This window comes from Larkinella bovis (assembly GCF_042655385.1).
Taxonomy (GTDB): Bacteria; Bacteroidota; Bacteroidia; order Cytophagales; family Spirosomataceae; genus Larkinella; species Larkinella bovis.
Window position 1 is genome coordinate 907,990 of the sequence record NZ_JBHSMA010000002.1, and the last position, 24,832, is coordinate 932,821.

Annotated in this window: 17 protein-coding genes; 10 read left to right on the forward strand and 7 right to left on the reverse strand. The window is 52.6% G+C overall.

Annotation, left to right across the window (positions count from 1 at the left end; translation table 11 throughout):
- Positions 1–10: 10 nt before the first annotated feature.
- The 3 genes from ACFPMF_RS10935 to ACFPMF_RS10945 all read right to left on the reverse strand — a co-directional run bounded on the left by ACFPMF_RS10935 (position 11) and on the right by ACFPMF_RS10945 (position 5,563).
- Positions 11–3,613 carry a TonB-dependent receptor gene (locus ACFPMF_RS10935; protein ID WP_379844394.1) on the reverse strand — a complete coding sequence of 1,201 codons (3,603 nt, stop codon included), beginning with the start codon at positions 3,611–3,613 and terminating at the stop codon, positions 11–13.
- Positions 3,614–3,805: 192 nt separating this feature from the next.
- Positions 3,806–4,843: a FecR family protein gene (locus ACFPMF_RS10940; RefSeq protein WP_379844397.1), complete on the reverse strand. Its 1,038-nt coding sequence runs from the start codon at positions 4,841–4,843 to the stop codon at positions 3,806–3,808.
- Positions 4,844–4,978: 135 nt separating this feature from the next.
- Positions 4,979–5,563: an RNA polymerase sigma-70 factor gene (locus ACFPMF_RS10945; RefSeq protein WP_379844400.1), complete on the reverse strand. Its 585-nt coding sequence runs from the start codon at positions 5,561–5,563 to the stop codon at positions 4,979–4,981.
- A gap of 382 nt (positions 5,564–5,945) precedes the next feature.
- Between ACFPMF_RS10945 and ACFPMF_RS10950 the strand changes: the two genes are divergently transcribed.
- The 4 genes from ACFPMF_RS10950 to ACFPMF_RS10965 all read left to right on the forward strand — a co-directional run bounded on the left by ACFPMF_RS10950 (position 5,946) and on the right by ACFPMF_RS10965 (position 13,926).
- A complete protein-coding gene (locus tag ACFPMF_RS10950; protein WP_379844403.1) occupies positions 5,946–6,800 on the forward strand; it encodes a hypothetical protein in 855 nt (284 codons plus the stop codon).
- 103 nt (positions 6,801–6,903) lie between these two features.
- A complete protein-coding gene (locus ACFPMF_RS10955; protein ID WP_379844406.1) occupies positions 6,904–8,661 on the forward strand; it encodes a phospho-sugar mutase in 1,758 nt (585 codons plus the stop codon).
- A 216-nt stretch (positions 8,662–8,877) separates the two neighbouring features.
- Positions 8,878–12,111 carry a SusC/RagA family TonB-linked outer membrane protein gene (locus ACFPMF_RS10960; RefSeq protein WP_379844409.1) on the forward strand — a complete coding sequence of 1,078 codons (3,234 nt, stop codon included), beginning with the start codon at positions 8,878–8,880 and terminating at the stop codon, positions 12,109–12,111.
- 90 nt (positions 12,112–12,201) lie between these two features.
- On the forward strand, positions 12,202–13,926 hold the full coding sequence (locus tag ACFPMF_RS10965; protein ID WP_379844412.1) for a RagB/SusD family nutrient uptake outer membrane protein: 1,725 nt from the start codon (positions 12,202–12,204) through the stop codon (positions 13,924–13,926).
- Between the two features lie 111 nt (positions 13,927–14,037).
- Here ACFPMF_RS10965 and ACFPMF_RS10970 read toward each other — a convergent pair whose 3' ends face one another.
- On the reverse strand, positions 14,038–15,069 hold the full coding sequence (locus ACFPMF_RS10970; protein WP_379844415.1) for an oxidoreductase: 1,032 nt from the start codon (positions 15,067–15,069) through the stop codon (positions 14,038–14,040).
- 126 nt (positions 15,070–15,195) lie between these two features.
- Here ACFPMF_RS10970 and tsaE point away from each other — a divergent pair, with 126 nt between their 5' ends.
- From tsaE to ACFPMF_RS10985, 3 genes are all read left to right on the forward strand, one after another.
- On the forward strand, positions 15,196–15,606 hold the full coding sequence (tsaE, locus tag ACFPMF_RS10975; protein ID WP_379844418.1) for a tRNA (adenosine(37)-N6)-threonylcarbamoyltransferase complex ATPase subunit type 1 TsaE: 411 nt from the start codon (positions 15,196–15,198) through the stop codon (positions 15,604–15,606).
- Between the two features lie 111 nt (positions 15,607–15,717).
- On the forward strand, positions 15,718–16,929 hold the full coding sequence (locus ACFPMF_RS10980) for an alanine dehydrogenase (protein WP_379844421.1): 1,212 nt from the start codon (positions 15,718–15,720) through the stop codon (positions 16,927–16,929).
- 73 nt (positions 16,930–17,002) lie between these two features.
- Positions 17,003–17,410 carry a hypothetical protein gene (locus tag ACFPMF_RS10985; RefSeq protein ID WP_379844424.1) on the forward strand — a complete coding sequence of 136 codons (408 nt, stop codon included), beginning with the start codon at positions 17,003–17,005 and terminating at the stop codon, positions 17,408–17,410.
- 122 nt (positions 17,411–17,532) lie between these two features.
- Here the strand turns inward: ACFPMF_RS10985 and ACFPMF_RS10990 are convergent, their stop codons facing one another.
- From ACFPMF_RS10990 to thrA, 3 genes are all read right to left on the reverse strand, one after another.
- Positions 17,533–19,044, reverse strand: coding sequence for a capsule assembly Wzi family protein (locus ACFPMF_RS10990; protein ID WP_379844427.1), 1,512 nt, complete (start codon positions 19,042–19,044; stop codon positions 17,533–17,535).
- 197 nt (positions 19,045–19,241) lie between these two features.
- Positions 19,242–20,171: a homoserine kinase gene (locus ACFPMF_RS10995; protein ID WP_379844430.1), complete on the reverse strand. Its 930-nt coding sequence runs from the start codon at positions 20,169–20,171 to the stop codon at positions 19,242–19,244.
- Between the two features lie 157 nt (positions 20,172–20,328).
- Positions 20,329–22,791 carry a bifunctional aspartate kinase/homoserine dehydrogenase I gene (gene thrA, locus ACFPMF_RS11000; RefSeq protein WP_379844433.1) on the reverse strand — a complete coding sequence of 821 codons (2,463 nt, stop codon included), beginning with the start codon at positions 22,789–22,791 and terminating at the stop codon, positions 20,329–20,331.
- Positions 22,792–23,074: 283 nt separating this feature from the next.
- Between thrA and ACFPMF_RS11005 the strand changes: the two genes are divergently transcribed.
- From ACFPMF_RS11005 to ACFPMF_RS11015, 3 genes are read left to right on the forward strand one after another with little or no spacing between them, the layout of a single operon-like run.
- Entirely contained in the window at positions 23,075–24,178 is a 1,104-nt protein-coding gene (locus ACFPMF_RS11005; RefSeq protein ID WP_379844435.1) for a vWA domain-containing protein, read from the forward strand.
- 8 nt (positions 24,179–24,186) lie between these two features.
- Complete coding sequence (locus ACFPMF_RS11010) at positions 24,187–24,387, forward strand: hypothetical protein (protein WP_379844438.1); 201 nt, start codon at positions 24,187–24,189, stop codon at positions 24,385–24,387.
- 5 nt (positions 24,388–24,392) lie between these two features.
- Positions 24,393–24,782: a type II toxin-antitoxin system death-on-curing family toxin gene (locus ACFPMF_RS11015; protein WP_379844440.1), complete on the forward strand. Its 390-nt coding sequence runs from the start codon at positions 24,393–24,395 to the stop codon at positions 24,780–24,782.
- Positions 24,783–24,832 lie beyond the last annotated feature (50 nt).

The following is a 24,832-nucleotide window of genomic DNA, read 5'->3' on the forward strand; positions in this document are numbered from 1 at the left end:
TAAATCGGTTTTAGAACGTGACGTTTAGACCTGCCGAAAAGGTTTTGGACAGCGGATACGTCCGTCCGTTGGTGGCGTCACCATCAAATTGTTCCGGATCGATGTATTTGGTTCTCAGGGGCGTGAAAGTCAGAACGTTTTCGCCACTGACGTAAATCCGCGCCCGGGGAATCCGGATTTTTTTGGTCAGCGTTTCCGGCAAGGTGTAGCCGATTACCACGTTTTTCACCCGGAAATACCCTACATTCTGGATATACCGGTCATTGGGCGCGTTCAGGTCACCACCGCCGTTCAGCGCCGTATAACCGCGCAAAACCGGGAAATACGCATCCGGGTTTTCGGGCGTCCAGATGTCGTCGGCGAAGTTTTCGGGAATGAACGAATAGTACGGCCGGGAATAAGGCCCCCAGAATTTATCGGCGTTGTTGCCCGGATACCAGTTTTTCCGCAGAATGCCCTGCCCCATCACCGACAGGTCAAAACCGCTCCAGGAAGCGCCGAGGTTGATTCCGTACCGGTACCGCGCCCGGTTGTTTCCGATGATTTTCATATCGCCGTGATCGGCCAGCGTGTTGGCTCCCTGATCGATTTTTCCGTTGCCGTCGAGGTCGATGAACTTCAGATCCCCTGCCTGCAATTTGCTCCAGTCGCCGGGGGCGCTCAGCCGTTGCTTGTTGACAATGGTTTGATCCACTTTATAGGCCTGTGCTTCTTCGTTGGTTTTAAAGACGCCTTCGATCGAATAGCCCCAGATCTCGCCGATGGTCTGTCCTTCGTAATAGCTCGACAGAATCTTGTTCGGATTGTCGTATTTGGTAATTACCGATTTTGCATCGGAGAGCATGAACGAGGCATTGTAGGCGAATGGCTTGCCCGCTACCTTCACCTGGTCGCGCCAGGCCAAAGCCAGTTCAAATCCTTTGGTCTGCAAATTCCCGGCGTTTTTGGTGGGAACAGGCGCTCCATACACCGCAGCCAGCACCTGACCCGGCACCAGCATGTCCGTGGTGTTCCGGATGTAGGCGTCGAATGACAGATTCAGGCGGTTTTTCAGGAAATCCGCATCGATCCCCAGGTTGGAGGTGGTGGCTTTTTCCCAGGTCAGATCCGGCGAAATCGGGTTCGGACTGTTGACGTAATTCAGCTTCTGGCCGTTGCTGATCCAGCTCGACTGGGCCGTGGGCATGATCGAAATGTACGGGTAAAAGCTGGCCGAGTTGGAGTTTGACGGCAACTGATTGCCCAGCGTTCCGTACGAAGCCCGAAATTTCAGGTTGTTGACGACGTTGCGCAGCGGTTCGAAGAAGGATTCTTCGCTGATCCGCCAGCCCGCCGACACCGACGGGAAGAAACCGTACCGGCGGCCTTCGCCAAACCGGGAGGTTCCGTCATACCGTCCGTTGACTTCCAGCAGGTATTTGCCGACATAATCGTAATTGACCCGGAAGAAGGCCCCGAAGAGCGAATACTGGTAGGAATCACCACCCGAAAGCTGCTCGCCGGTTCCCAGGTTCAGATCGTTCAGACTTTCCGAAAGCAGGTTTTTCCGCGCCCCGAACAACCGCTGGTGTTTCTTCGATTCGTAGTTCATCCCCGCCATCGCCGACATATAATGTTTGCCAAACGTATGATTGTACGACGAGTACAGGTTGGTGACGTTCACCGGGTCGAACCACATGGTTTTCCGCAATTGATCGGTATTGTAGTTGGGCACCGTCGTCAAAATACCCGGCTGGATCGAATACTGCGCAACCGCCGAGCGGTACCAGTCGTCGGCGATATAGAACGAGTACGAGTGGTTGGCCACCAGATTCCAGGTTTTGGTAAAGTCGATGGTTACCGAGTTGATCGTGGTCAGCTCGTGCACGCCTTTCTTCCCGCCCGCAACGCCTTTCAGCAGGTTGGCAAACAAGCCGTCGCCGATGGAGTAGTTGTTTTTCAGGGTGTTATAGGTCGCCGTTCCGTCCGGGTTGCGCGGGGCGTAGGCCGGTAACGCGTGCACCGTGATGGCCACGAAGTTGGCGTTGGCACCCCCTTCCAGACCCGGATAGGTGTACTTGGAGTCGAAGTACTGCGTGTTGTTACTGACTTTCAGCCAGGGCGTCAGTTGGGCGTTGATCTTGCTGCGGAGTGTGTACGAGGTGAACTTATCCGTATTGATTTTCATGATTCCCTCTTTCTCGAAAATCGACCCCGACAGGAAATAATTCACTTTGTCGGTTCCGCCGGACAAATTCAGGTTGTGCTGGCGGGAGGGCTCTGTCATGTTGAACAGCGTGTTCCACCAGTCGTAGTTACCGTAGTAATTATAAATATCTTTCCCGTTGACGTTTTTAACGACGGTCCAGGGCCGGGCCGGGTTTTCGGTTTTATCGTACCGACGCGCTTCCAGTTCCTTGTAATCTTCTTCCGAATACCGGGTGTAGCTGTTGCCCGTTGCCCGAATAAACGCTTCGTCATTCATCTTGACGTAGTCGTAGCCGTTCGTCATGAATTTGGTGCTGACGGTCGGCGTCGACCAGCCGAAGTTGTTGCTGTACGAAATGTTGGTTTTGCCGTTTTTAGCGGTTTTGGTTGTTACCAACACCACCCCAAACGCGCCCCGCGCTCCGTAAATCGCCGAAGCGGCCGCATCTTTCAACACCGATACCGATTCCACGTCGCCCGGGTTGATGCGGTTAATGTCTCCCGGAATACCGTCGATCAACACCAGTGGGCCACCGCCATTGATGGAGGTTTCTCCGCGTACATTCAGGTTCCCACCCTGTCCCGGCTGCCCGGTGCTGAACGTAATGTTCAGGTTGGGAATCATCCCCTGCAAAATCTGGGTCATGTTGTTGAGGGGCCGGTTTTCGAGGTCTTTGGCCTGGACCTGCGAAACCGCACCGGTCAGGTTGACTTTCTTCTGGGTTCCGTAACCCACCACCACCAGTTCTTCCAGGCTTTTGCTGTCAGGGTCTAAGGTGACGTTGACGACCGTGCGGTTACCAACCGTGATTTCCTGCGAAGCGTACCCAACAAAGCTAAAAATCAACACCGCCGAAGCGTTCGGGACCGAAAGTTCGTAATTCCCGCTGCCGTCGGTGGTCGTCCCCCGCGTGGTTCCTTTCAGCACCACCGTTACCCCGGCCAGGGCTTCCTGCTGACCATCCGCAGCCCTTACTTTTCCCTTCAGGCGGATTTCCTGGCGCGACAGGTAGGTTTCCATTTTTGATTCGAGGTTGGGCAGCAAGGTCTCGAGTTTATTATTTTTCTCGCGGGCCAGCACAATCTGCTCATTGATCACCTTATACGTAATCCCGCGCGGCATCAGCAACTGGTCCAGGACCCGCGACAATTTCTGGTTCTGGACGTCAATGGAAACCGCTTCCCGGAGCGACACCCGACTGCTGTACACAAACTTCGTATTCGCTTTTTCCTGGATCTGATCGAGAGCCTCCTTGAGCGTAACATTCGAGAGATGGAGCGTCATATCCTTACTCAGGATCGACTGTGCCGCAATCTCCCGGGCGTAGCTGCTGCCGGTCAGGAGGAAGGCAAGTATCCATTGAAGTAATCCGATACGCATGATTTTTCGCCAGTCGACCGACTGGTTTAGGATAGAATTTTGCATAATTTTGATTGTCTGATAGTTAAGCGCTGTTGGATTAAAGTCCCTTTCTGTCGGTGGCACGATGCGAAAGGGAATGTCAGTTTGAACCGGTCGTGGTGGCACACGATCGGTTTTTTTGCTCAGGGGGGTAGTGAGTAGAAAAGGTTCATAGGAAACAGTTAGCGTTGGAAGTTATTCATTACTAAAGAATTACTAGGGTTCGCAGGGCAGTCCGTCCAGGGTAATGACCTTCCCGTTGAAGGTGTAGGTCGCATCCAGCGCAGTGCACAGCATTTCCATGATAATGGGCAGGGATTGCTGCTCAAAATCGGCATTGACGAGGCAGGCGGCAATTTTTGGATTGGAAAACCGGATCTGGATGTCGAACCGTTTCTCGAGTTTTTTCGCGACCTGGTCGAGCGGGGCATTCTCAAACACGATCGTCACCGGTTCGTAAATTTCTTTTTTGGCCTGCGCCGGAATGGTCGAGGACGTCAGGCGTCGGGATGCGGTTTCGAAAATAGCCTGCTGCTGCGGTTTCAGAATGACCTGCTGCTCGTTTTCGTCCGGATCGGGCGCACTCACCTGCACCTGGCCCGTTACGACCGAAATCTGGAAAACCGTTTGCGAAGCCGGCGCTTTTACGTTGAAACTGGTGCCCAGGACCTTGATCTGCATCTCCCCGCTTCTGATGAAAAAGGGACGGCTCTTATCCTTTTTGACATCGAAAAAGCCTTCCCCCGAGAACACCACCTGCCGTTTGTCGGCCCCAAATTCTTTCGGATACCAAATGGAAGCGCCGGAATGCATCCAGACCGTACTCTCATCGGGCAGTTTAAACTTCACCAGCCGGGGCTGGTGGTTGACAAACTGAGTCAGATTGACCGGATCTTTTTCTTTTAGCTGTCGGACAATGGAAACCGGAACCGGAACCGACTGATGCTGATTCGTAACATAGCGGTAGGTGAAATAGACGCCCAGCAGAATAGCCACCGAAGCCGCCAGTCCGGATACCCACCGCCAGCGAATCGGGCGGAGTCGCGGTTTGGGGACGGAATGAAGTTTAGTTTGAATCGTTTCAAAGGTTTCGCGCTGAAACTGGCGTTGTTGTGCTTCCGGTAGTGAATCCAGAAAATCCGGGCGGCCGTTCAGGGCGGCATACCAGGCTTCCACGAGTTCTTTTTCCTGATCGGTGCATTGATTCTGAAGGTACTTGTCTAATAAATGGGGAGAAATAGGGGGTGGTGGCATGGCTAGGAATGTTACAATTCCTAAGTCGCCTGCCGGGCGGGGAACCCTTAGTCGGTTTGAAAAAAAATTAAGAACGGTTGAAAAAAGAGCGACCTTCAACCCATTGGGGCCGGACAACCCGAGCCGGAAGACGGTTTAGAAAAGCTGGATCAGCAGAAAAATATGGACAAAATGCTCTTTCAGGTATACTTTCAACGTGCGGAGGGCTTTGGTCATGTGCTGCTCAACCGTTTTTTCGGAAATCTCCAGTTGCCGGGCAATTTCGCGGTTGGACTGCCCTTTCCGGCTGAGCAGAAACACTTCCCGGCATTTCGGCGGCAACAGGTGCAGGCCCTGCTCGTAGCGGTTCTGCAGGTCGGCGGTTAGCAAGGGCTGGTCGGTCAGCTCACTGGATTCCCGGGTTTGAATTTCCCACTGGTTGTAATGGTACTGGCGCGTAAATTCTTTGCGATAGTAGGAGATGATGAGGTTTTTGACGCTGCTGAACAAATACGAACGGCAGCACTGGATGGTGTTCCGGTGCCGTTGCTGCCACACGTTTACGAACAATTCCTGGATGATTTCCTGGGCCGCGAACTGATCGTTTACCTTGCCATAGGCATAATTGAACAAAAGCCGGAAATACCGATTATACAGTTCGGCAAATGCGAACTCATCGTCGGTTTCATGAATCGACCTCAGGATGCTTTCGTCGGAACAGGTGCTATACGTTGAATCCATACCTGAATGTCCTACGTCCAATTTACGGGGTTAAACCGGCTTTTTTTACAAAATTCGGGCTATTTTTATTTTAATCACTCACTTTCTCATTAAGGAACCGCACACTTTTTTGTTACATGATAACAAAAAGTTAATAGCCAATCCCGAAGATACGGATAAACTTTTGGCGATAGGCGGTTTTGGGTATTGGCAATCGTCTTTGGTTTATTCTCCGAAAGTTACCCAAAAATACACCATTTTTTAGGGGTTGCCAAGTCAATTTTATCCGGTAAAAAGTAGCTTTGCACCGCAGTTTACTCCGGCGGTTTCGCCAGCAGAACCAGCACCTAAAACGTTCACCATTCATTCTGTCCCGCCGAGGTGGGCTGGCCAGATTTTTTGTATGAAGTTCTTTCATTCGCTTAAACAGTACCTGCAAACGGCCCACTACCTCAGTCTGGATGTGGTGGTCGGGGCGGTTGTTTCGCACATCATGGCGGCCCGGTTGCCGGATGGGAATCGCCCGGTTGATTGGGCGACGACGGTTTTGCTCGGGATTTGTGTTTTTCTGATCTATGCGGCCGATCGGCTGTATGATATTCGGAAAGCGACGTTTTCGCAGGCTCCCCTGACCGCCCGGCACCGGTTTCACGCCGAAAACCGCCGGCTGCTGCTGCGCGTACTGATGGGCTTGGTGGCGGTTTGTGTCATTCTGATTTTCTGGCTGCCCAAAAGCGTCATCCTGTTCGGGAGTGCGCTGGCCCTGATTTCGGGGGCTTACCTCTGGATTGTTTCGCGGTTGCCGGTGGCCAATAAAAAACTGGCCTGGAAGGAACCCACGGTCACACTGCTGTATACGGTGGGGGTCTGGGGAAGTTCGTGGGCGCAAAAACCGACCCTTGGCTGGTCTGAAATCGGGCTGGGCCTGCTGTTTCTGCTGATTGTTTTCCAGAACCTGCTGCTGTTTTCGGTGATGGAAGCCTATGAATTTCCAGACAGCTCCTTTTCGCTGGCAACGATCTGGGGCTTCGATAAGAGTGATGCCGCGCTGCGGACGCTGGCGGTGGTCATTACGGTGCTGGCGCTGGTGATTTTCTTTCTGGCCGATGACCGGTTTGCTCAGCGGGCGGCCGTTATCGAGGGAGCCATGAGCGCCGTGTTGTACGCCATTCAGCGGTACCCGAACCAGTATCTGACCAACGAACGCTACCGGTGGATCGGTGACGGCATCTTTTGGCTGCCAGTTTTGATTCTTTAACCGGTTTTTTCAACCTCCTGCGGTTTTGAAAGCTTTTACCAAAAGGATTTGACTCCTTGCGTTAGAACCGTAAATTGGCAGCCGATTCTAACATTCCCTTGATATGACAACTGCACTTGATTCTGCAACCCAGGCTACCATCGACCAATGGCTTACCGGTAATTACGACGACGATACCAAAGCGGCCATCCGGAAATTAATAGACAACGGCGAGACGACAGAACTGACAGACTCTTTCTATAAAAACCTGGAATTTGGTACGGGCGGTTTGCGCGGAGTGATTGGCGTCGGGTCCAATCGAATGAACCGCTACACGGTTGGTGCGGCAACCCAGGGGTTGGCGAATTACCTGAATGCGGCTTTTCCGGATACGGCTATCAAAGTGGCGATTGCGCACGACAGCCGCCGGATGAGCCCGGAATTTGCCCGGCTTGTGGCGGATATTTTTTCGGCCAACGGCATCGAAGTATACCTGTTCAGCTCGCTGCGCCCGACGCCCGAACTGTCGTTTGCCATCCGGCAACTGGGTTGCCAGAGCGGGATTGTGGTGACGGCTTCGCACAACCCGCCAGAATACAACGGGTACAAGGCCTACTGGAATGATGGCGGCCAGGTGGTGGCTCCCCACGATAAAAATATCATTACGGAAGTCAATAAAATTACGTCGATCGACGACGTGAAATTTGAGGGCGTTGCCGAAAAAATTCACCTGATCGACGAGGAAATCGACAGCGTATACGTCGAACGGATCAAGTCCAACTCCATTAACCCGGACGTGATTGCGCGGCAGAAAGACCTGAACATCGTCTTTACACCCATTCACGGAACCGGAATTACCCTGGTGCCGCGCGTACTGGAAGCGCTTGGTTTTACGAACGTATCGATTGTGGAAGAACAGGCCCAACCGGACGGAGACTTTCCGACGGTGAAATCGCCGAACCCCGAGGAACGCGATGCGATGCGGCTGGCGCTGGAAAAAGCCGAGGCCCTCAACGCCGATTTGATTATGGCCACCGACCCCGACGCCGATCGCGTGGGTTCGGGGGCTCGCAACCACCACGGGGAGTTTGAGTTGCTGAACGGGAATCAGATGGCCAGCCTGATCATCTATTACCTGTTGCAGGCCTGGAAAGATGCCGGTAAACTGACGGGTAAGGAGTTCGTGGCCAAAACCATCGTGACCACCGACCTCATCGACAAGATGTGCGCGCAGTACGGCGTCGCGTGTTATAACACCCTGACCGGTTTTAAATACATCGCCCAGATCATTCGTGAACTCGAAGGCCAGCAGCATTTTATCGGTGGGGGTGAGGAAAGCTACGGGTACCTGATCGGTGATTTCGTCCGGGATAAAGATGCCATTGCCTCCTGCGCCATGATTGCCGAACTGACGGCTTATGCCAAAGACAAGGGCCTGAGTTTGTTCGACCTGCTGATGGAAATGTATCAGGAGTTCGGGTTCTATTACGAAGGACTGATTTCGCTGACGAAAAAGGGCAAAACCGGGGCCGAAGAAATTCAGCAGATGATGGCCGATTTTCGGGCCAATCCGCCGAAAGAAATTGCCGGGTCGCCGGTGGTTCGCGTCGATGACTACAAAAGCCTGGAGCGGACCGATTTGAAAACCGGTGCGAAAACCGCCATCGAAGCCGGAAAAATGGGCATCGAGGCCTCGAACGTCTTGCAGTTCTTCACCGAGAACGGCACCAAGGTGTCGGCCCGGCCGTCGGGAACCGAGCCAAAGATCAAATTCTACGTCAGCGTGAATGAGCCGCTGGCACGCAAGGAAGATTTTGATGCGGTTTATGCTAGCCTGAAACAGAAAGTACAGTCGGTCATGACGGATCTGAATCTTTCCTGAGTCGGATGCGTACAGCGTAAACCGTTTACCAAAAAGCCGGAACGACCTTCCGGCTTTTTTTATTGCCCTGCCCCATTTTCGGGTTTGAAAAAATTTCGTCCATTTGTGCTCAAAATTTGACTTTAGCGAATAAAAAAATTTACTTTGAGGAGCTTGTGCCCTGTTTAGTACAAGCCGAGTGATAATTATTACAAACCATTTACCATCTCTATTTTTATGAAACATTATTACCTGAAACCGATCCGATCGGTGGCAGTGCCAGTATTTCTATGCCTACTGACGATCGCTGCCTGGGCGCAGGATCGGAAAGTAAGTGGCAGTGTGATCGATGGCACCGACAAAAATCCTCTACCCGGTGTCAATGTCGTCGTAAAAGGTACCACCACCGGGGTATCAACCGATGCAAACGGGCGCTTTACGCTCAATGTTCCCACCAGTAATGATGTACTCACGGTTTCGGCCATCGGCTATGAATCCCAGGAAGTCACCATCGGCAATCGCTCCGAAATCACCATTTCCCTCAGCACGGACACCAAAACTCTGACGGAAGTCGTCGTAACCGGCTATGGTTCGCAACGCAAAAAGGACATTACCGGTGCTGTTACGGTGGTGAAGGGGACGGAACTGACGGCGGTTCCGGCGGCCAGTCTGACGCAGCAGTTGCAGGGCCGGGCGGCCGGTGTGACGGTCGGGAACGACAACTCACCCGGCGGGGGCACGATGGTGCGGATTCGCGGCTTTGGGACCATCAACAACAACTCTCCGCTGTACATTGTCGATGGGGTTCCGACGACGGGTTCGCTCAACAACATCAACCCCAACGACATTGAAAGCCTACAGGTCCTGAAAGATGCCTCCGCAGCGTCCATTTACGGGGCACGGGCGGCCAACGGCGTGGTAATCATTACGACCAAAAAAGGAAAAGCCGGGGAGCCCAAAATCACGTTTGATATGTATGCCGGGGTTCAGCGCAACGGCAAACTGCTGGAACTGACCAATTCGCAGGAATTGGGACAACTGTTGTGGGAACAGGCCAAGAACGTTGGCCAGGCCCCGAGCCACGGGCAATACGGCACCGGTGCCGAGCCCCGGATTCCGGATTATATCTATCCGTCGGGGGCGATGGAAGGCGACCCGCGGTTGGCAAAGGACGCCAACGGTAACTATCTGAATTACACGTATGATCTGACCGACCCGGCCTTGGGAAGTTCGAAATTCATGATTACCAAAGCCAACAAGGAAGGGACCAACTGGCAGGATGTGATCTTCAACCCGGCGCCGATCCAGAACTACCAGATTGGCGCCAGCGGAGGCACCGACAAGGGCGCATATTCCATTTCGTTCAACCACTTCAATCAGAAAGGGATTCTGGAATATACCAATTACAAACGGTACTCGATCCGGGCCAATACGGAATTTAAAGTGAAAAATCGCCTGAAAATCGGGGAGAACCTGACGGTCTCGTACGACGAGCGGGTCGGTTTTACGAACAACGACGAGTCCAACCCGATTGCCTTCGCGGTTCGGTCACACCCGCTGATTCCGGTCTATGACGTTGCCGGTAATTTTGCCGGTGCCAAAGGGTTGAACCTCGGGAACGCGCGGACGCCTTTGCAGGAATTGTACCGGGCGAAGGATAATAAAACCAAAGGGGTTCACCTGTTTGGGAATGCCTTTGGCGAAATCGACCTGTTCAAAGGATTGACGTTCCGGACCAGCTTCGGGGTCGAATACAACCTCTACAACTTTGACCAGTATACACCCCGTGACCCCGAATCGCCCGAAGCGCGGAATGCCAACAGCTTCCGGTCGGAAAACCGCTATGATAACTCCTGGACCTGGTATAACACGCTGACCTACAACCGGACCTTCGGCAATCACAGCATTAATGTGCTGGCCGGAACCGAGTCCATCGCAACGTATGACTTTATTTTTGATGCGACCCGGAGCAATTACGCCTTCGATGATTTGGATTACCGGTACCTGAACGCGGGGAGCCCGCTCGGTCTGCAAAACAGCGGTCGGGGGGCCAATCGGACCCGCCTGTTCTCGCTGTTTGGCAAGGTCAACTATTCGTACAAAGACTTCTTCCTGGCGGATTTCACGCTGCGTCGTGACGGTTCGTCGCGTTTCAGTGCCGCCAACCGCTACGCCGTTTTTCCGGCTGCCAGCGTGGGTTTCCGCCTGACCGAACTGGATTTCCTGAAGAGTGTCGATTTGCTCTCCGATCTGAAATTGCGGGTAGGGTGGGGTAAAACCGGTAACCAGAATGTTCCCAATATTTACAATGCCTATACGCTGTATGAATCACGGCCGGTTGAAAATCACTACGATATCAACGGAGCCAAGACATCGATCGTGCCGGGCTTCGATCTGGTGCAGTTTGGCAATCCGAACGGGAAATGGGAAACTACCACCTCGACCAACATTGGTTTGGATGCCAGCCTGCTGAATAACAAAATCGAAATTGTTTTCGACTGGTATATCAAGAAAACCACCGACATGTTGACCCAGATCGACATTCCGTACACCCAGGGCCAGGCTACAATTCCGTATACCAATATCGGGGATATGCAGAACAAAGGGATTGACCTGAGTATCAATTATAACGGAAAAGCAATGGGGGGTAACCTGCGGTACTCCATTGGGGGTAACTTCTCAACCTACCGGAACGAGGTGTTGAAAATCAACAACGATCCGAACTCGATCAAGTTTGGTTTTGCGACCCGCCTGCCGGCCATGAGCGCGACGAAAGTGGGCTTTCCGGTGGCTTCCTTCTACGGGTATTTCATCGACGGGATTTTCCAGACCGCTGAAGAGGCTAAAAACGCTCCGCAATTCGGTACCTATAACCGGGCCGGGTCCTTTATTTTCCGGGATACCAACGGCGATGGCGTCGTAACGACGGCCGACCGCGATATTATCGGTAACCCGCACCCGGATTTTACCTACGGCCTGAACCTCAGCGTGGGCTACAAAGCCTTCGACCTGACCGTATTTGGGCAGGGGGTTTACGGCAACGACATTTTCAACTACATGAAGTACTGGACCGATTTCAACACCTTCCAGGGAAACCGCAGCAAACGGATGTTGTATGACTCCTGGCGGCCCGGCAAGACCGATGCGATTCTGCCGGAACTGCGCTCGACGGATGCCACCAGCGCCCAGATTTCGACCTACTTTATCGAAAAAGGGTCCTACCTGCGGATGAAAAACATCCAGTTGGCCTACACGTTGCCGGCCGGTATTCAGCGGAAACTCGGACTCGGCCCCACCCAGATCTACGTTCAGGGCCAGAACCTGCTGACGTTGACCAAATACTCGGGTCTTGATCCGGAAATCAACCTGCGTCGTTCGGGGGATAACAACCAGGACACGCACCTGGGTGTCGATGAAGGAGCCTATCCGGTGGCCAAAACCATGCTGATCGGTTTGCGACTCAGCTTATAAGTGTAGGGAATGGCCGGATGGTTACACATGGTTATCGCCATGTTAACCTGCCCGCCAGCCGTAAAAACCATTAAATCATTGATCTCTCAAATGAAAAAGATACTCATGCTTACCTCGCTTCTGACGGCCGGTCTGGTTACGTCGTGCAGCGAGTCTTTTCTGGATGTGAAGCCGCAGGGGGTGGCTTCGCTGGACCAGCTTTCCAATAAAAACGGCGTTAATGCGCTGCTCATCGGAACGTATTCGTTGCTGGACGGCATTGGCTCGGGGACAACCGACTGGCACGCAGCGGTTTCCAACTGGGTGTACGGCGGGGTGGCTTCCGACGATGCCTACAAGGGAACGGACGCCAGTGACCAGCCGGAAATTACCGGTATCGAGCGCTACGAAGTGCAGCCGGGGTTTGTGCACATGCGGGGCAAGTGGCGGCATGTTTATGATGCCATTTCGCGGTGTAATGAAGTGATCCAAACCGTTGCATTGGCCAAAGACATGACCGAGGCCGAAAAAACACAGGTCATTGCGGAGTCGCGGTTCCTGCGCGGACACTATCACTTCGAAGCCAAGAAGATGTGGAACATGGTGCCCTACATCGATGATAAAACGTACAAAGCCACCGATCCGAATTCGACCAAAGTGCCGAACGACAAAGATATCTGGCCAAACATTGAAGCCGATTTCAAGTTTGCGGTGGATAATTTGCCGGAAAACCAAACCCAGAAGGGGCGGGCTACCAAATCGGCGGCCCGGGCTTTTCTGGCCAAAACCTATTTGTTCCAGCGAAAATACGCCGACGCCAAACCGTTGCTGGAAGCGATTGTCAGCAGCGGTAAATACCGGCTGGTCGATTACCTGGATAATTTCCGGGCCGCAACCAACAACAATGCGGAATCGATTTTCGAAGTGCAGTTTTCGGTCAACGACGGTACCAATGGAAACAACGGGAATGCCGGCGAAACCTTGAACTGGCCGTATTTCTCGGGGGCACCCGGCGGGGGCTGCTGCGGTTTTTACCAACCGTCGCTCAACCTGGTCAATGCGTATAAAAACGACGCGAACGGGCTGCCGTTGCTGGATACCTTCAACGATACCGACCTGAAAAATGATCAGGGCCTGAAAATCACCGATGCCTATGCTCCCGATACCCAAACACCCGTCGATCCCCGGCTGGATCATACGGTTGGTCGCCGGGGGGTTCCGTTCCTGGATTGGGGCCCCATGCCGGGCGTAACCTGGGTGCGGGATCAGGTGTATGCGGGTCCGTATACCGGCAAGAAGTGGATGTATTTCAAAGGCGAAGAAGGCACCAATACGCACTCGACCAACAAACGCCGGGTGGCCAACAATTACCGTATGATCCGGTATTCGCACGTGTTGCTGTGGCTGGCCGAAGTGGAAACCGAAATCGGGAGCCTGGAAAAAGCCCGCGAACTGGTGAACCAGATTCGGAAAAGGGCCAAAAACAGCGTGTTTGTTACCAATCCGGATGGTTCGCCGGCGGCCAACTATGTGATCAATGAATACCCGGCGGGTTCGCCGGCCTTTGCCAATAAAGAGTCGGCCTGGAAAGCCGTACGGCACGAAGAAAGGCTGGAGTTTGCCATGGAAGGGCACCGGTTTTTCGATCTGGTCCGGTGGGGCATTGCCGCCGAAACCATTAATAAATACCTGACGGTCGAATCAAAAAAACGGGCCTATCTAAACGGCGCGACCTTTACCAAAGGCAAGCATGAATATTTCCCGCTGCCGGTGGATGAGATCAATAACAGCTACCTCGACGGGAAGCCGACCCTGAAACAAAATCCGGGCTATTGATTTATAGAAGATAGAGAAAAGACAAGAGAGAAAAGACAAAACCAAACCGTCTTTTTTCTCTTGTCTTTTCTCTCTTGTCTTTTCTCTATTCTCCCTTGCCTTTTCTCACCACTAAAATTCCAGCACTTTCCGTGTTTTGCTGCTTTCAGCGGCCAGTTCGATAATCCGGATCACGGCGTACGCTTGTTCCGGGGTTACTTCCTGCGGAATTTCACCGATGATGGCCCGGTAGAGGTTATCGTAAAACAGGTGGTAATTGCCGGGCAGACTCGGAACCGTTGAACGGCCCTTGGGCGTGGTAAGCGTGCCGTACTGGTGTTCGGGTTCGGCCCCCCAGTCGGGCGTGTTGGGCAGGATGTTTTTGCGCTGGGTTTCTTCCTGAATGTCCAGGCCGTGTTTGATGAACGAACCTTTGGTGCCGTGAATCACGTAGCGCAGGCTGTTGTCGACCGCCAGCATCGACGATTTCAGAATAACCCGTTTATCGGAGTAGAATAACCGAACATCGAAATAATCGTCCAGAATACCGCCTTTCCGAATGACGCGAACATCGCCCGAAACCGCTTCGGGCGGACCAAACAGGGCAACCGCCTGATCGATCAGGTGCGGCCCCAGATTGAAAAGATTACCACCCCCTTCCGGTTCTTTTTCTTTCCAGCTATCGAGAATGTCGGGTCGAAACCGGTCGTAGTGGGATTCGTACTCGACAATATCGCCCAGTTGATTTTCCTCCAGTACCTGCCGGATGGTCCGGAAATCGGCATCGTAGCGCCGGTTTTGATAGGGAATCGCCACCAACCCTTTTTGTTGGGCCCGTTCAAGCAGCTCGCGTGCCTGGTCGGACGTATTGGCGAACGGTTTTTCAATCAGTACGTGTTTGCCGGCTTCGAGCGCGGCTTTGGCGTACGAGAAATGGGTATCGTTGGGTGAACCGACAATGACCAGATCGATGGCCGGATCGCGGAACAAATCTTCGTGGCTGCGAACGGTTTGAATCGACGGATCGAACGCTTCGGCCTCGTTGCGGTGCCGTTCGACGACTTTGACGAGTTTAAAATGGGGATTAACGGAGAGGAAAGGGGCGTGAAAATACCGGCCCGACAGGCCGAAACCAATTAAGCCCACCTGGATCGTACGAGACATAGGAATAGGAAGCGAAAAGTTGAGGGGCGAAGTTGCCGAATTTTGGCCAGAAGGTCAACTCTGGGCAGGAACCTGCCGGAGACGAAGAAAAATGCTATCTTTGGAATTGGAATTTATTTCGTGAAAATGACCCTGCACCTTCGGAGTCTTGCTGAGTTGGAAATCGTTGCCGGACAATTGATTGCTGCCGGGCGCGATCGTCCGGTCTGGTTATTTGAAGGGGCGATGGGGGCCGGCAAAACAACGCTGATCAAGGCCATCTGCCGGGGGCTGGGCGTTCGAAATACCGTCCAGAGTCCAACTTTTTCGATTGTTAATGAATACGTTACAGATTCCGGTGAACCGGTTTATCATTTTGATTGTTACCGGCTGCGCAACGAGGATGAAGCGCTGGATAGCGGTTTGGAGGAGTATATTGATTCGGGCGAGCGCTGTTTGATCGAATGGCCGGAACGAATTGCCGGACTGTTACCGCCCGATGCCTGGACGATTCACCTCCGGGTCGAAAACGACGAACGCGTAATTGAAACCAATTGACTCAGAATATGGATTAGTACTGACGGACGCGCCCATCGTTTGCAAAAATTCTGACCGGTTTTTGCAGCATCTGGCCATTCGTTGCTCCTGATTCATAAAATCCCGTTTATAGTGACAGGGTTTGAACAATTAGCAAAACAAACGGCACTCTATCCGCAGGAAGCTCCTGCTGCTGTCAAAAAACAAAGTGGTAGCCTGATGATTGGGCTGCCCAAAGAGGTCTCGTTGCAGGAAAACCGCATCGCTCTGACGCCCGAAGCCGTAGCCATTCTGGTGCGGCACGGCCACGAAGTGCTGGTTGAAAAGGGCGCAGGAGCAGGCGCTAAGTTTTCGGATAACGACTACAGCGAAGCCGGGGCCATCATTGCCCCATCGCCCAAGGAGGTGTACGATGCCAACCTGATTCTGAAGGTAGAACCGCTGGTCGATCAGGAGTTCGACTACCTCAAAACCGGCAGTACGCTAATTTCGGCCGTTAATTTGCCCAACCACGATAAGAAATATTTCGAACGGTTGAACAGCAAGAAAATTACGGCGCTCGGGTATGAATACATCGAAGATAAAGTGGGTGGAATGCCAGTAATCCGGGCGATGAGCGAAATTGCCGGAAGTACGGTGATGCTGATTGCCGGTGAATACCTGAGCAGTGCCAACAACGGCCGGGGGGTCATTCTGGGCGGAATTACGGGCGTGCCGCCGACGAAGGTCGTGATTCTGGGGGCGGGTACGGTCGCGGAATATGCTGCCCGAACGGCCCTGGGCTTAGGAGCCGAAATTAAGGTGTTTGACCAGCATATCTACAAACTCCAGCGGCTGAAATACGCCATTGGGCAACATATTTATACCTCCATTATCGAAACCGATACCTTGTCGGAAGCCATTCAGCGGGCCGATGTGGTGATTGGAGCTATGCGGGCCGATGACGGACTGAGTCCGGTGGTGGTGACGCAGGATATGGTGTCGCAGATGAAGCTCGATGCGATAATTATCGACGTGTCGATCGATCAGGGCGGTAATTTTGAAACCTCCCGCATGACGACGCACAAAGACCCCATCTATAAGTTCCAGAACGTAATTCATTATTGCGTACCGAATATTGCTTCACGGGTGGCCCATACGGCCAGTCTGGCGTTGAGCAACATTTTTCTGCCTTTCCTGTTAAAAACCGGGACGATTGGTGGGATCGAAGAAATGATGTTTGCCAACCGCTGGTTTATGAAGGGCGTGTACAGCCATAACGGTCTGCTAACCAATGCTTACATCGCCAAAAAATTCAACATGCGGTTCAAGGATTTAAGCCTGCTGCTGGCCGCACGAATTTAACAGTCGTTTAAAGTTTGACGTTTAGCGTTTAAGGTAACACGTCAAACCTTTAAACTTTAACGTTAAACGAAACATGATTCACCATAGCAACGAAAACACGCTTCTTGACGACGCGAACTCGCCGGAGATAAACCGGAAGCTGATGAGCGCCGTTTCAGCGGATTTTATCAAAGTGGCCGATACCTTGCGGGAAGCGTCGTACCAGATTCGGAAACGTGGTTTTTCCGAAAACCCGGTTTTTATCGTTACCCGCCAGATTGTCGATATCGGGCAGTTGCTGCTCGGACCGAACGAACTGGCCGGAAACACCTGGACCTACCGGGCGTCGCTGCTCGACGAGTTTGTGCAACGCCGGCTGGTGGGCGAGGAGTCGGTTGAATTGTTCAAGGAAAACTACAAAAACCCGGACGAATACTGCTGCCTGTTCGTGATCGACGGCGATTTTGCCGGTTTTATCTTCATTCCGTTTCCGGAGGATTAAGGGCGGGAACACGGTTTTCGGTTTATCCCGGGCCGCCGATACCGTGCGGTTTCCCGCCGGGACTGACGCGTTCGTATTCGCCTGCGTCAGCTACTGAAAACCGGATACCGTAAACCAATTTTCTATTTCCCGATCCGGTATTTGCAATACGCCCAGGTTTTGCGGATTCCGGCGTAGACGGCTCTGCTGTTGGGGAATAAGTCGCCCTGGTCGGCGGCTGCGGAAAAGGTGACGAGCATACCGCGCTGGTTCAGCGGTAATTCCAGCATCATGAGGGTTGAAAACTGGCGGATGGTGCCGGGAAAGGGAATATCATACGTCCCGTAGTTTTCGCTGTAGGAGAATTTAAACTGAAAACCGCAATTTTGGGCAAATTTTCCCTGGATTCCCGTATGATAGGCCCGGACGCGGTTATTCGTGAAAAAACCGTACTGTGCCAGATTCGGCCGGGTGTCGGTAACAGGCGTGATGAAGGGCGTACCAATGGTGCGGCCAAAATACGACCAGCCGTCGCGGTACTGCCCGTGGTTGAAGTAATTGTCGCGTCCCCGGAGTTTATCGGGATCGGCAAAGACGCTACCGCCCTGGCTTTTTGTGTACAGAAATTCAACCACCGCGCCGGTAATCCGCAGGCCGGAAGGGGCCGGATTCAGGTTCCGAAACCGCAAACCCGTCAATCCATCTTCAATATTGGATAAATAGTACAGGGAGCCGTCTTCGTAAATAAACTGGTGGTAAAGGAGCAGCGACAGTTGCCTGGAACGGTATTCAAGGCCCAGATCAATGGTGCCCAGGTGGTTGCCAATGCGGTTTTCGCGGTCAAATTTGCTGTAGCGCGTAGAATCGACATTGACTAACCGCCCCAGGCTATTTCCCATGATCACATAGAGGTAGTCCTGGAACCGGGCCGGAAACCGGCCGTTTTTTACCATCGATTCCGGTAAGTCCTTGGTAACTCCTCCCCATTGCACCTGGTGATTGAACCCGGCGTAAAGTTTGACCGGCCAGCGGGGTTTCCCCAAACGCGCATACAACGATTTCTGGTGCAGATAGTACTGCTGGACTTTCTGCTGGTTCCCAAACCAGCCGTGGGCGAAATTCCCGCGGAACGAAAGAATTCCCCTCGTAAAACCGATCGGCGTGTAATCGGGTAAACTGATCTGCACTTTCGGCAAGGGGAGGGCATTGCCCGACCAACTGTAGGAGCCCGAACTCAGGGTAGAATCGACCAGACCACCTACTTCCCGTCGGCGTCCGGCCAGAATTTCAAAGATGCCCGCCCGTATTTTCACGTATGCTTCGGGGAGGATTAATTTGTTTTTTGCTTGTGCATCAAAATTATAAACCGCATCAAAACCGTATCCTATGCCAAATTTATCCTGGTGTTTGGGCGAAGTAAAATCGGAGAGGGGGTAATACCGGTAATCCTGGTGAAGCCCGGCCCGGATGGTCGCAACGGGAATGATGTTGGGAACAATCCCGTATTGGTTGGTCCGAAACCAGAATGGGGTCTGTTTGGCCGACGAATAAAAACCGCCCAGTTCGGCAAAAAAATGGCTGGGCCGGGTTTCAATGACGGGCTGGCTAAAACTGAGCAGCGGGCAAAATAGAAATAGGAGTAGTGCTCTGATCATTGCTCATCGGAATAAGGGATTATGCCGTATGGAGCACGGAAGGGAGCTATACCGGGAATTGTATCAATAATGACCTGATAATCAGTGTATTGATGGATACAATAAATCGTGGTCAGCGAATAAACGATCCGCAGCTTTACCCTGGAATGTACAAACGACAATGATTTGTGTATGTACAAAAATTGTTCCAGTTTTGGTTAGCCAAGTACTTTTGGCCCTTCCTGATTGATGCCTGAAACGTAGAGTTCGCTCCCGATTCCGACCGTATGGAAGGCCGCCTGCATGCTGTTGCCGACTCGTTGGGCGGTTTCGTAATCCCGGCTAAGGGCAAACATGGAAGGACCTGACCCCGAAATGCTGCAGCCCAGGGCACCGGCTTCGAGGGCGGCCTGTTTGACTTCGCTGAACTCGGGAATCAGAATGGCCCGGATCGGTTCGATGATCACATCGACCATCGAGCGGCCGATCAGATCGTAATCCGGTTTCATTAGTCCCGCAATCAGCCCGGCGACATTGCCCATCTGAATGATGGTATTTTTCATCGAAACCTCGTTTTTCAGGATGTGCCGGGCGTCTTTCGTATTGACTTCAATCTCCGGATGGACGATGGTGGCGTAGAGCTGGGCCGGCGTATTGATGGTGATGATATCCAGTGGACTATAGCTCCGAATAACCACAAAACCGCCCATCAGTGACGGGGCCACATTGTCGGCATGGGCCGAACCGCAGGCCAGTCGTTCGCCCTCCATCGCAAACGGAAGCAGATCGACCTGTTTGAGCGGGCGGCCCATCAGTTCGTTGATGGCAAAAACACCCGCAACCGCACTGGCGGCACTGGAACCCAGTCCACTGCCGAGTGGCATTTTTTTGTGCAGGATTACTTCAAGTCCCTGGTCGGAGTCGATGTGTTGCAGGTACGTCTGAATGGCAATCCCGGCCGTGTTGCGCTCGGTTTGCTTGGGCAAACGGCCTTCGTCGCCGACGATGGCTTTAATCCGGACACCCGGCTGCCGGCTTTTTCGGACAATGATTTCGTCGCCGGGACTATCGACAGCAAAACCGAAGATATCAAATCCACAGGCGACATTGGCGACTGTAGCAGGGGCAAAGACTTTTATTGACTCCACAGTAGTTGAGTTATTGCATCGGCAATAACGATTTCAAAGTTGGACTGACTGACGGGCAGCCAGAGGGTTTCATTTTTTGCCGAACCCGTATCCTTCGACACGGGGCAGCACGGTTTTTAGGCTATGCCAAAGATACAAAATCAGTCGGCTATTTAGTTCACGCTAAATAACTACCGATGCTGACCACATCGGCGAATACACCGGTTGCGGTCACTTCCGCGCCCGCGCCGGGGCCTTTGATCACCAGCGGCCGTTCCTTGTACCGTTCCGTCGTGAACGAAATGATGTTGTCGGCGCCCGAAAGGGAATAAAACGGGTGGTCGAAACCGACCGACCGCAATTCGATCGTTACCTTGCCGTTTTCAAACGTGGCTACGTACCGCAGTTTTTCGTTCCGGCTTTCGGCGCCCTGCAACAGGGTTTCGAAGTAGGCATTGTTGCGCTCCAGTTCGTCGAAAAAAGCCGGAATACTCGGGGCCTGGATGCAGCTTTCGGGCAACAGGTTATTGATCGTCACATCCGATGGTTCCAGTTCAAAACCGGCTTCACGGGCCAGAATCAGAATCTTGCGGGCCACATCCATGCCGCTGAGGTCTTCGCGCGGGTCGGGCTCGGTGAATCCTTTTTCTTTTGCTTCCCGGACCACGGAAGCAAAGGAAACACCCGGCTGGAAGGTGTTGAAAATATAGGATAAAGTCCCGGACAGAATGGCTTCGATTTTCAAAAACCGGTCGCCGGACGTCATCAAGCCCTGCAGGGTGTTGATAATCGGCAAACCGGCTCCGACGTTGGTTTCGTACAGAAACTTAACCCCCCGCCGAACGGTCGCCCGTTGCAGCCGTTTGTAGTCGGCATACGAACCGGAATTGGCCACTTTATTCGGGGTGACAATCGAAACGTTGGCGTTCAACAGGGGTTCGTAAAACAACGGAATGTCTTTGTCCGCCGTACAATCGATGAACACGCTGTTGGGCAGGTTGTAATCTTTCAGCTTGTCCACGAAAGCCGGTAAGGAGGTGGTGACGCCCTCCGTATCCAGCCGTTCTTTCCAGGTGCCGAGGTCGATGCCTTTCGGATCAAGCAGCATTTTTTTGGTATTCGAAACGCCCACCAGACAAATCCGCAGGGATTTTTCGGTGCGGAGGTATTCGTACTGGGCCTGAATCTGTTGCAGCAACGTCCGCCCGATCAGCCCCGCGCCTACCAGATACAGGTTCAGAATCCGGGCCTCCGACTGGAAAAAGACGTTGTGCATGGCGTTTAGGGCCTTCGAGAGGTTGTTCTTGTTGATCACCACCGAAATGTTAATTTCGGACGATCCCTGCGCGATGGCGATGATGTTGACCCCGTTTTTGCCGAGCACCGAAAATAGTTTCCCGGCAATCCCCGAGCTTTTTTTCATGCCTTCACCGACGGTGGCAATGATCGACAGATCGCGCTCGATGCTGATGTTGTCGATGTGGCCGTGTGTGATTTCGGTCGCAAATTCGGCTTCCAGAATTTCCCGAACCCGGTCGGCGTTGCGGGGTTCGATGGCAAAACAGATCGAGTGTTCCGACGATGCCTGCGAAATCAGAATGACGCTGATTTTATAAGCCGCCAGTGTGCTGAACAGCTTGGCCGACACCCCGGCTACCCCGATCATCCCGCTGCCCTGGATATTGACCAGCACAATGTCGTCGATCGACGAAATCCCGGTAATCGTGAAATCGCGCCGATCGGCGGTACGGCTGATCACCGTGCCTTCATGATCGGCGTTGAAGGTGTTCAGAATCCGGATCGGAATGTTTTTGGCAAAAGCCGGTTGCAGCGTCGGCGGATAGATAACCTTGGCCCCGAAGTGGCTCAGTTCCATCGCTTCGGCGTAGGTAATCGTCGGAATATTGAACGCGTTCGGTACTTTGCGCGGATCGGCCGTCATCATGCCGTCTACGTCGGTCCAGATGTCGATATAATCGGCGTTCAGGGCCGCTCCCAGAATGGACGCCGTGTAATCGGAACCGCCCCGACCGAGTGTGGTGGTTTCGTTATTGGCCGTTGAACCGATGAAACCCGTAACAATGGCCAGGTCCGTGCCAATGGTTGAGAAATAATCGTGGATCAACTGCTGCGTAGCCACTTCGTCCACTTCGGCCATACTGAACTGGGCGTCGGTTTTAATCAGTTGCCGGGCGTCGCAAAACCGGGCCGGAACCCCCTTGCTTTTCAGGCATTCGCTGATGACCAGGCAGGACAGGCGTTCACCAAAACTCATGACCAGGTCCATCGTCCGGTCCGACAATTCGCGGATCAGCGAAACCCCCCGCAGCAAATCTTCCAGTTCGTTGACGATGCCGCGAACGGTGGCAAACACCTTGCTCTGTTCCTTGATCGGAATCAGCCCCTTGATGACGTTGAAATGCCGGTCTTCAATGCCCCGAATCAGTTCGAGGTAATCCGGATTGTTGGTAGCGGCCATGCGACCAATTTCAATCAACTGATTCGTGACACCACTCATGGCCGACAAGACAACGGCCCCGATCGTGTCACCGTTCTGGCGGTGGTTAAGAATGATGGCAATAACTTTCTTGATATTCTCAACTGACTTTACGGATGTTCCGCCAAATTTCAATACGTTCATACAGTGGGATCTTAGTAGGAATGATGGATTGCCTGAACGGCCTTAGGGCAGCAATCCGGTTTTTCGTCTTGATGATGAAGGGAAAAGGAGCGCAAATATAGGGAAAAACCGGCTTTGGTTTTGCAAGAAAACCGGAACGAAAACGACCGGCGAACGGAAGCGGGTGTTCGCCGGACGGGCCGGTCATAAAATTGCCGGAAATTTCGTAGATTCACTAAGCGAACAAATCCACCAAACACGCTGTTCTCTCATTACCGACTGCGGTTCACGATACACCCAATTCATGAAAGGTTTTCAATTTTCCCGCTATACTCCGCCTGAAAAAAAAGAGGGCAGCAAATTCGATCAGTTGCTCAATATTTTTCAGCAACTGCTCCTGATGACGTCGGGGAATGTGGAGCAGGCCCTGGCGTACCTGAACGATCTCGATCGTCGGTACGGGCTGACCGACGACCAATACGGCATCGGCAATTTTGTCGAGGAAATGAAAGAAAAAGGCTACCTGACCGAGCAGAACGAAGACGGAACGCTCGTGATGACGGCCAAGAGTGAACAGACCATCCGGCGGTCGGCGCTGGAAGAGATTTTCGGAAAACTGAAACGATCGAAATCCGGCGGTAACCACCACACCCCGTACACGGGCGTGGGCGACGAACTGAGCAGCGACCTGCGCGATTTCCAGTTTGGGGATACGCTCGAACAGATTTCTATGACCGAGTCGATTCGTAATGCGCAGATTAACAGTGGGGTAGAGGAGTTTACGCTGATGGAGCGCGACCTGGAAGTGGTGGAGAAAGAGCAGAAAACCCAGACCTCGACGGTGCTGATGATCGACGTCAGCCACTCCATGATTCTCTACGGTGAAGACCGTATTACGCCCGCCAAGAAAGTCGGGATGGCACTGGTGGAACTGATCAAACAGAAATACCCGAAAGATACGCTGGACATTATCGTCTTCGGAAACGATGCCTGGCAGATTCAGGTGAAGGATTTACCGTACCTGGAAGTAGGCCCGTACCACACCAATACCGTAGCCGGGCTGGAACTGGCGATGGATTTGCTGCGTCGTCGGAAGAACAAGAACAAGCAGATCTTCATGATCACCGACGGAAAACCGACCTGTCTGAAAGAAGGCATCAAATACTACAAAAACAGCTTCGGGCTGGACCGGAAGATCGTCTCCAAAACGCTGACGCTGGCGGCCCAGTGCCGGCGTCTCGACATCCCGATCACCACGTTCATGATTGCCTCCGATCCGTACCTGAAGCAGTTTGTGCACGAATTCACGAAAGTGAACAATGGCCGGGCCTATTACAGCAGTTTGCAGGGACTGGGGAATATGATGTTTGAAGATTTCCAGCGAAACCGCCGGAAGAATATGAAATAACGACAGCTATGATGACTATTCAAATCCCTTTGGAAGAAGCAGAAATAACTCGGTTAGAGCAAAAAGCACAGTCGCTCGGTTATGAGTCGGTAGATGAGTTAATTCAACAAACGGTGTATCGTTTACTGGAAACAGAAGAGGAGCATAAGGCGCGTTTAATGCAGTATATTGTAGCTAAAAATGCTGAATTGTATCGACGTTTGGCCTAGCGTATATGACTTATCCGAATGTTGAGGATATTGTTTTGCTTCATGGGATTATCATCCAACAATCTGGTGGGCTCGCTGGCATTCGCGATCAGGGTGGGCTGGAAGCTGCGGTTACTCAACCTAAGATGACCTTTGCAGGCGAAGATCTCTATCCGACAATTATTGAAAAGGCATCGGCCCTCTGTTTTTCACTGGTAATGAATCATCCGTTTATAGATGGTAACAAGCGAATTGGACACGCTGCGATGGAATTCTTTTTAATGCGCAATGGATATGAAGTGAGGGCTGATATAGATGAACAGGAGCAGATAATTTTGGATTTAGCCGCTGGTCTATTGGATCGCGAGACGTTCACTCAATGGTTAAAGAAACGGATTGTTGTACTTACTTATTAACACAACCAGGAGATGGTGAAAGAAAAACTAATTCCGGGTGATCCCCGTTA

What these genes read in the sequence shown, in the direction of transcription:
- ACFPMF_RS11010 (WP_379844438.1), top strand. Translation starts at nt 24,187, where the DNA reads ATGATGACTATTCAAATCCCTTTGGAAGAAGCAGAAATAACTCGGTTA.
- ACFPMF_RS10940 (WP_379844397.1), bottom strand. Translation starts at nt 4,843, where the DNA reads ATGCCACCACCCCCTATTTCTCCCCATTTATTAGACAAGTACCTTCAG.
- ACFPMF_RS10945 (WP_379844400.1), bottom strand. Translation starts at nt 5,563, where the DNA reads ATGGATTCAACGTATAGCACCTGTTCCGACGAAAGCATCCTGAGGTCG.
- ACFPMF_RS10990 (WP_379844427.1), bottom strand. Translation starts at nt 19,044, where the DNA reads ATGATCAGAGCACTACTCCTATTTCTATTTTGCCCGCTGCTCAGTTTT.
- thrA (WP_379844433.1), bottom strand. Translation starts at nt 22,791, where the DNA reads ATGAACGTATTGAAATTTGGCGGAACATCCGTAAAGTCAGTTGAGAAT.
- ACFPMF_RS11015 (WP_379844440.1), top strand. Translation starts at nt 24,393, where the DNA reads ATGACTTATCCGAATGTTGAGGATATTGTTTTGCTTCATGGGATTATC.
- ACFPMF_RS10960 (WP_379844409.1), top strand. Translation starts at nt 8,878, where the DNA reads ATGAAACATTATTACCTGAAACCGATCCGATCGGTGGCAGTGCCAGTA.
- ACFPMF_RS10970 (WP_379844415.1), bottom strand. Translation starts at nt 15,069, where the DNA reads ATGTCTCGTACGATCCAGGTGGGCTTAATTGGTTTCGGCCTGTCGGGC.
- ACFPMF_RS11005 (WP_379844435.1), top strand. Translation starts at nt 23,075, where the DNA reads ATGAAAGGTTTTCAATTTTCCCGCTATACTCCGCCTGAAAAAAAAGAG.
- ACFPMF_RS10955 (WP_379844406.1), top strand. Translation starts at nt 6,904, where the DNA reads ATGACAACTGCACTTGATTCTGCAACCCAGGCTACCATCGACCAATGG.
- ACFPMF_RS10965 (WP_379844412.1), top strand. Translation starts at nt 12,202, where the DNA reads ATGAAAAAGATACTCATGCTTACCTCGCTTCTGACGGCCGGTCTGGTT.
- ACFPMF_RS10985 (WP_379844424.1), top strand. Translation starts at nt 17,003, where the DNA reads ATGATTCACCATAGCAACGAAAACACGCTTCTTGACGACGCGAACTCG.
- ACFPMF_RS10935 (WP_379844394.1), bottom strand. Translation starts at nt 3,613, where the DNA reads ATGCAAAATTCTATCCTAAACCAGTCGGTCGACTGGCGAAAAATCATG.
- ACFPMF_RS10950 (WP_379844403.1), top strand. Translation starts at nt 5,946, where the DNA reads ATGAAGTTCTTTCATTCGCTTAAACAGTACCTGCAAACGGCCCACTAC.
- tsaE (WP_379844418.1), top strand. Translation starts at nt 15,196, where the DNA reads ATGACCCTGCACCTTCGGAGTCTTGCTGAGTTGGAAATCGTTGCCGGA.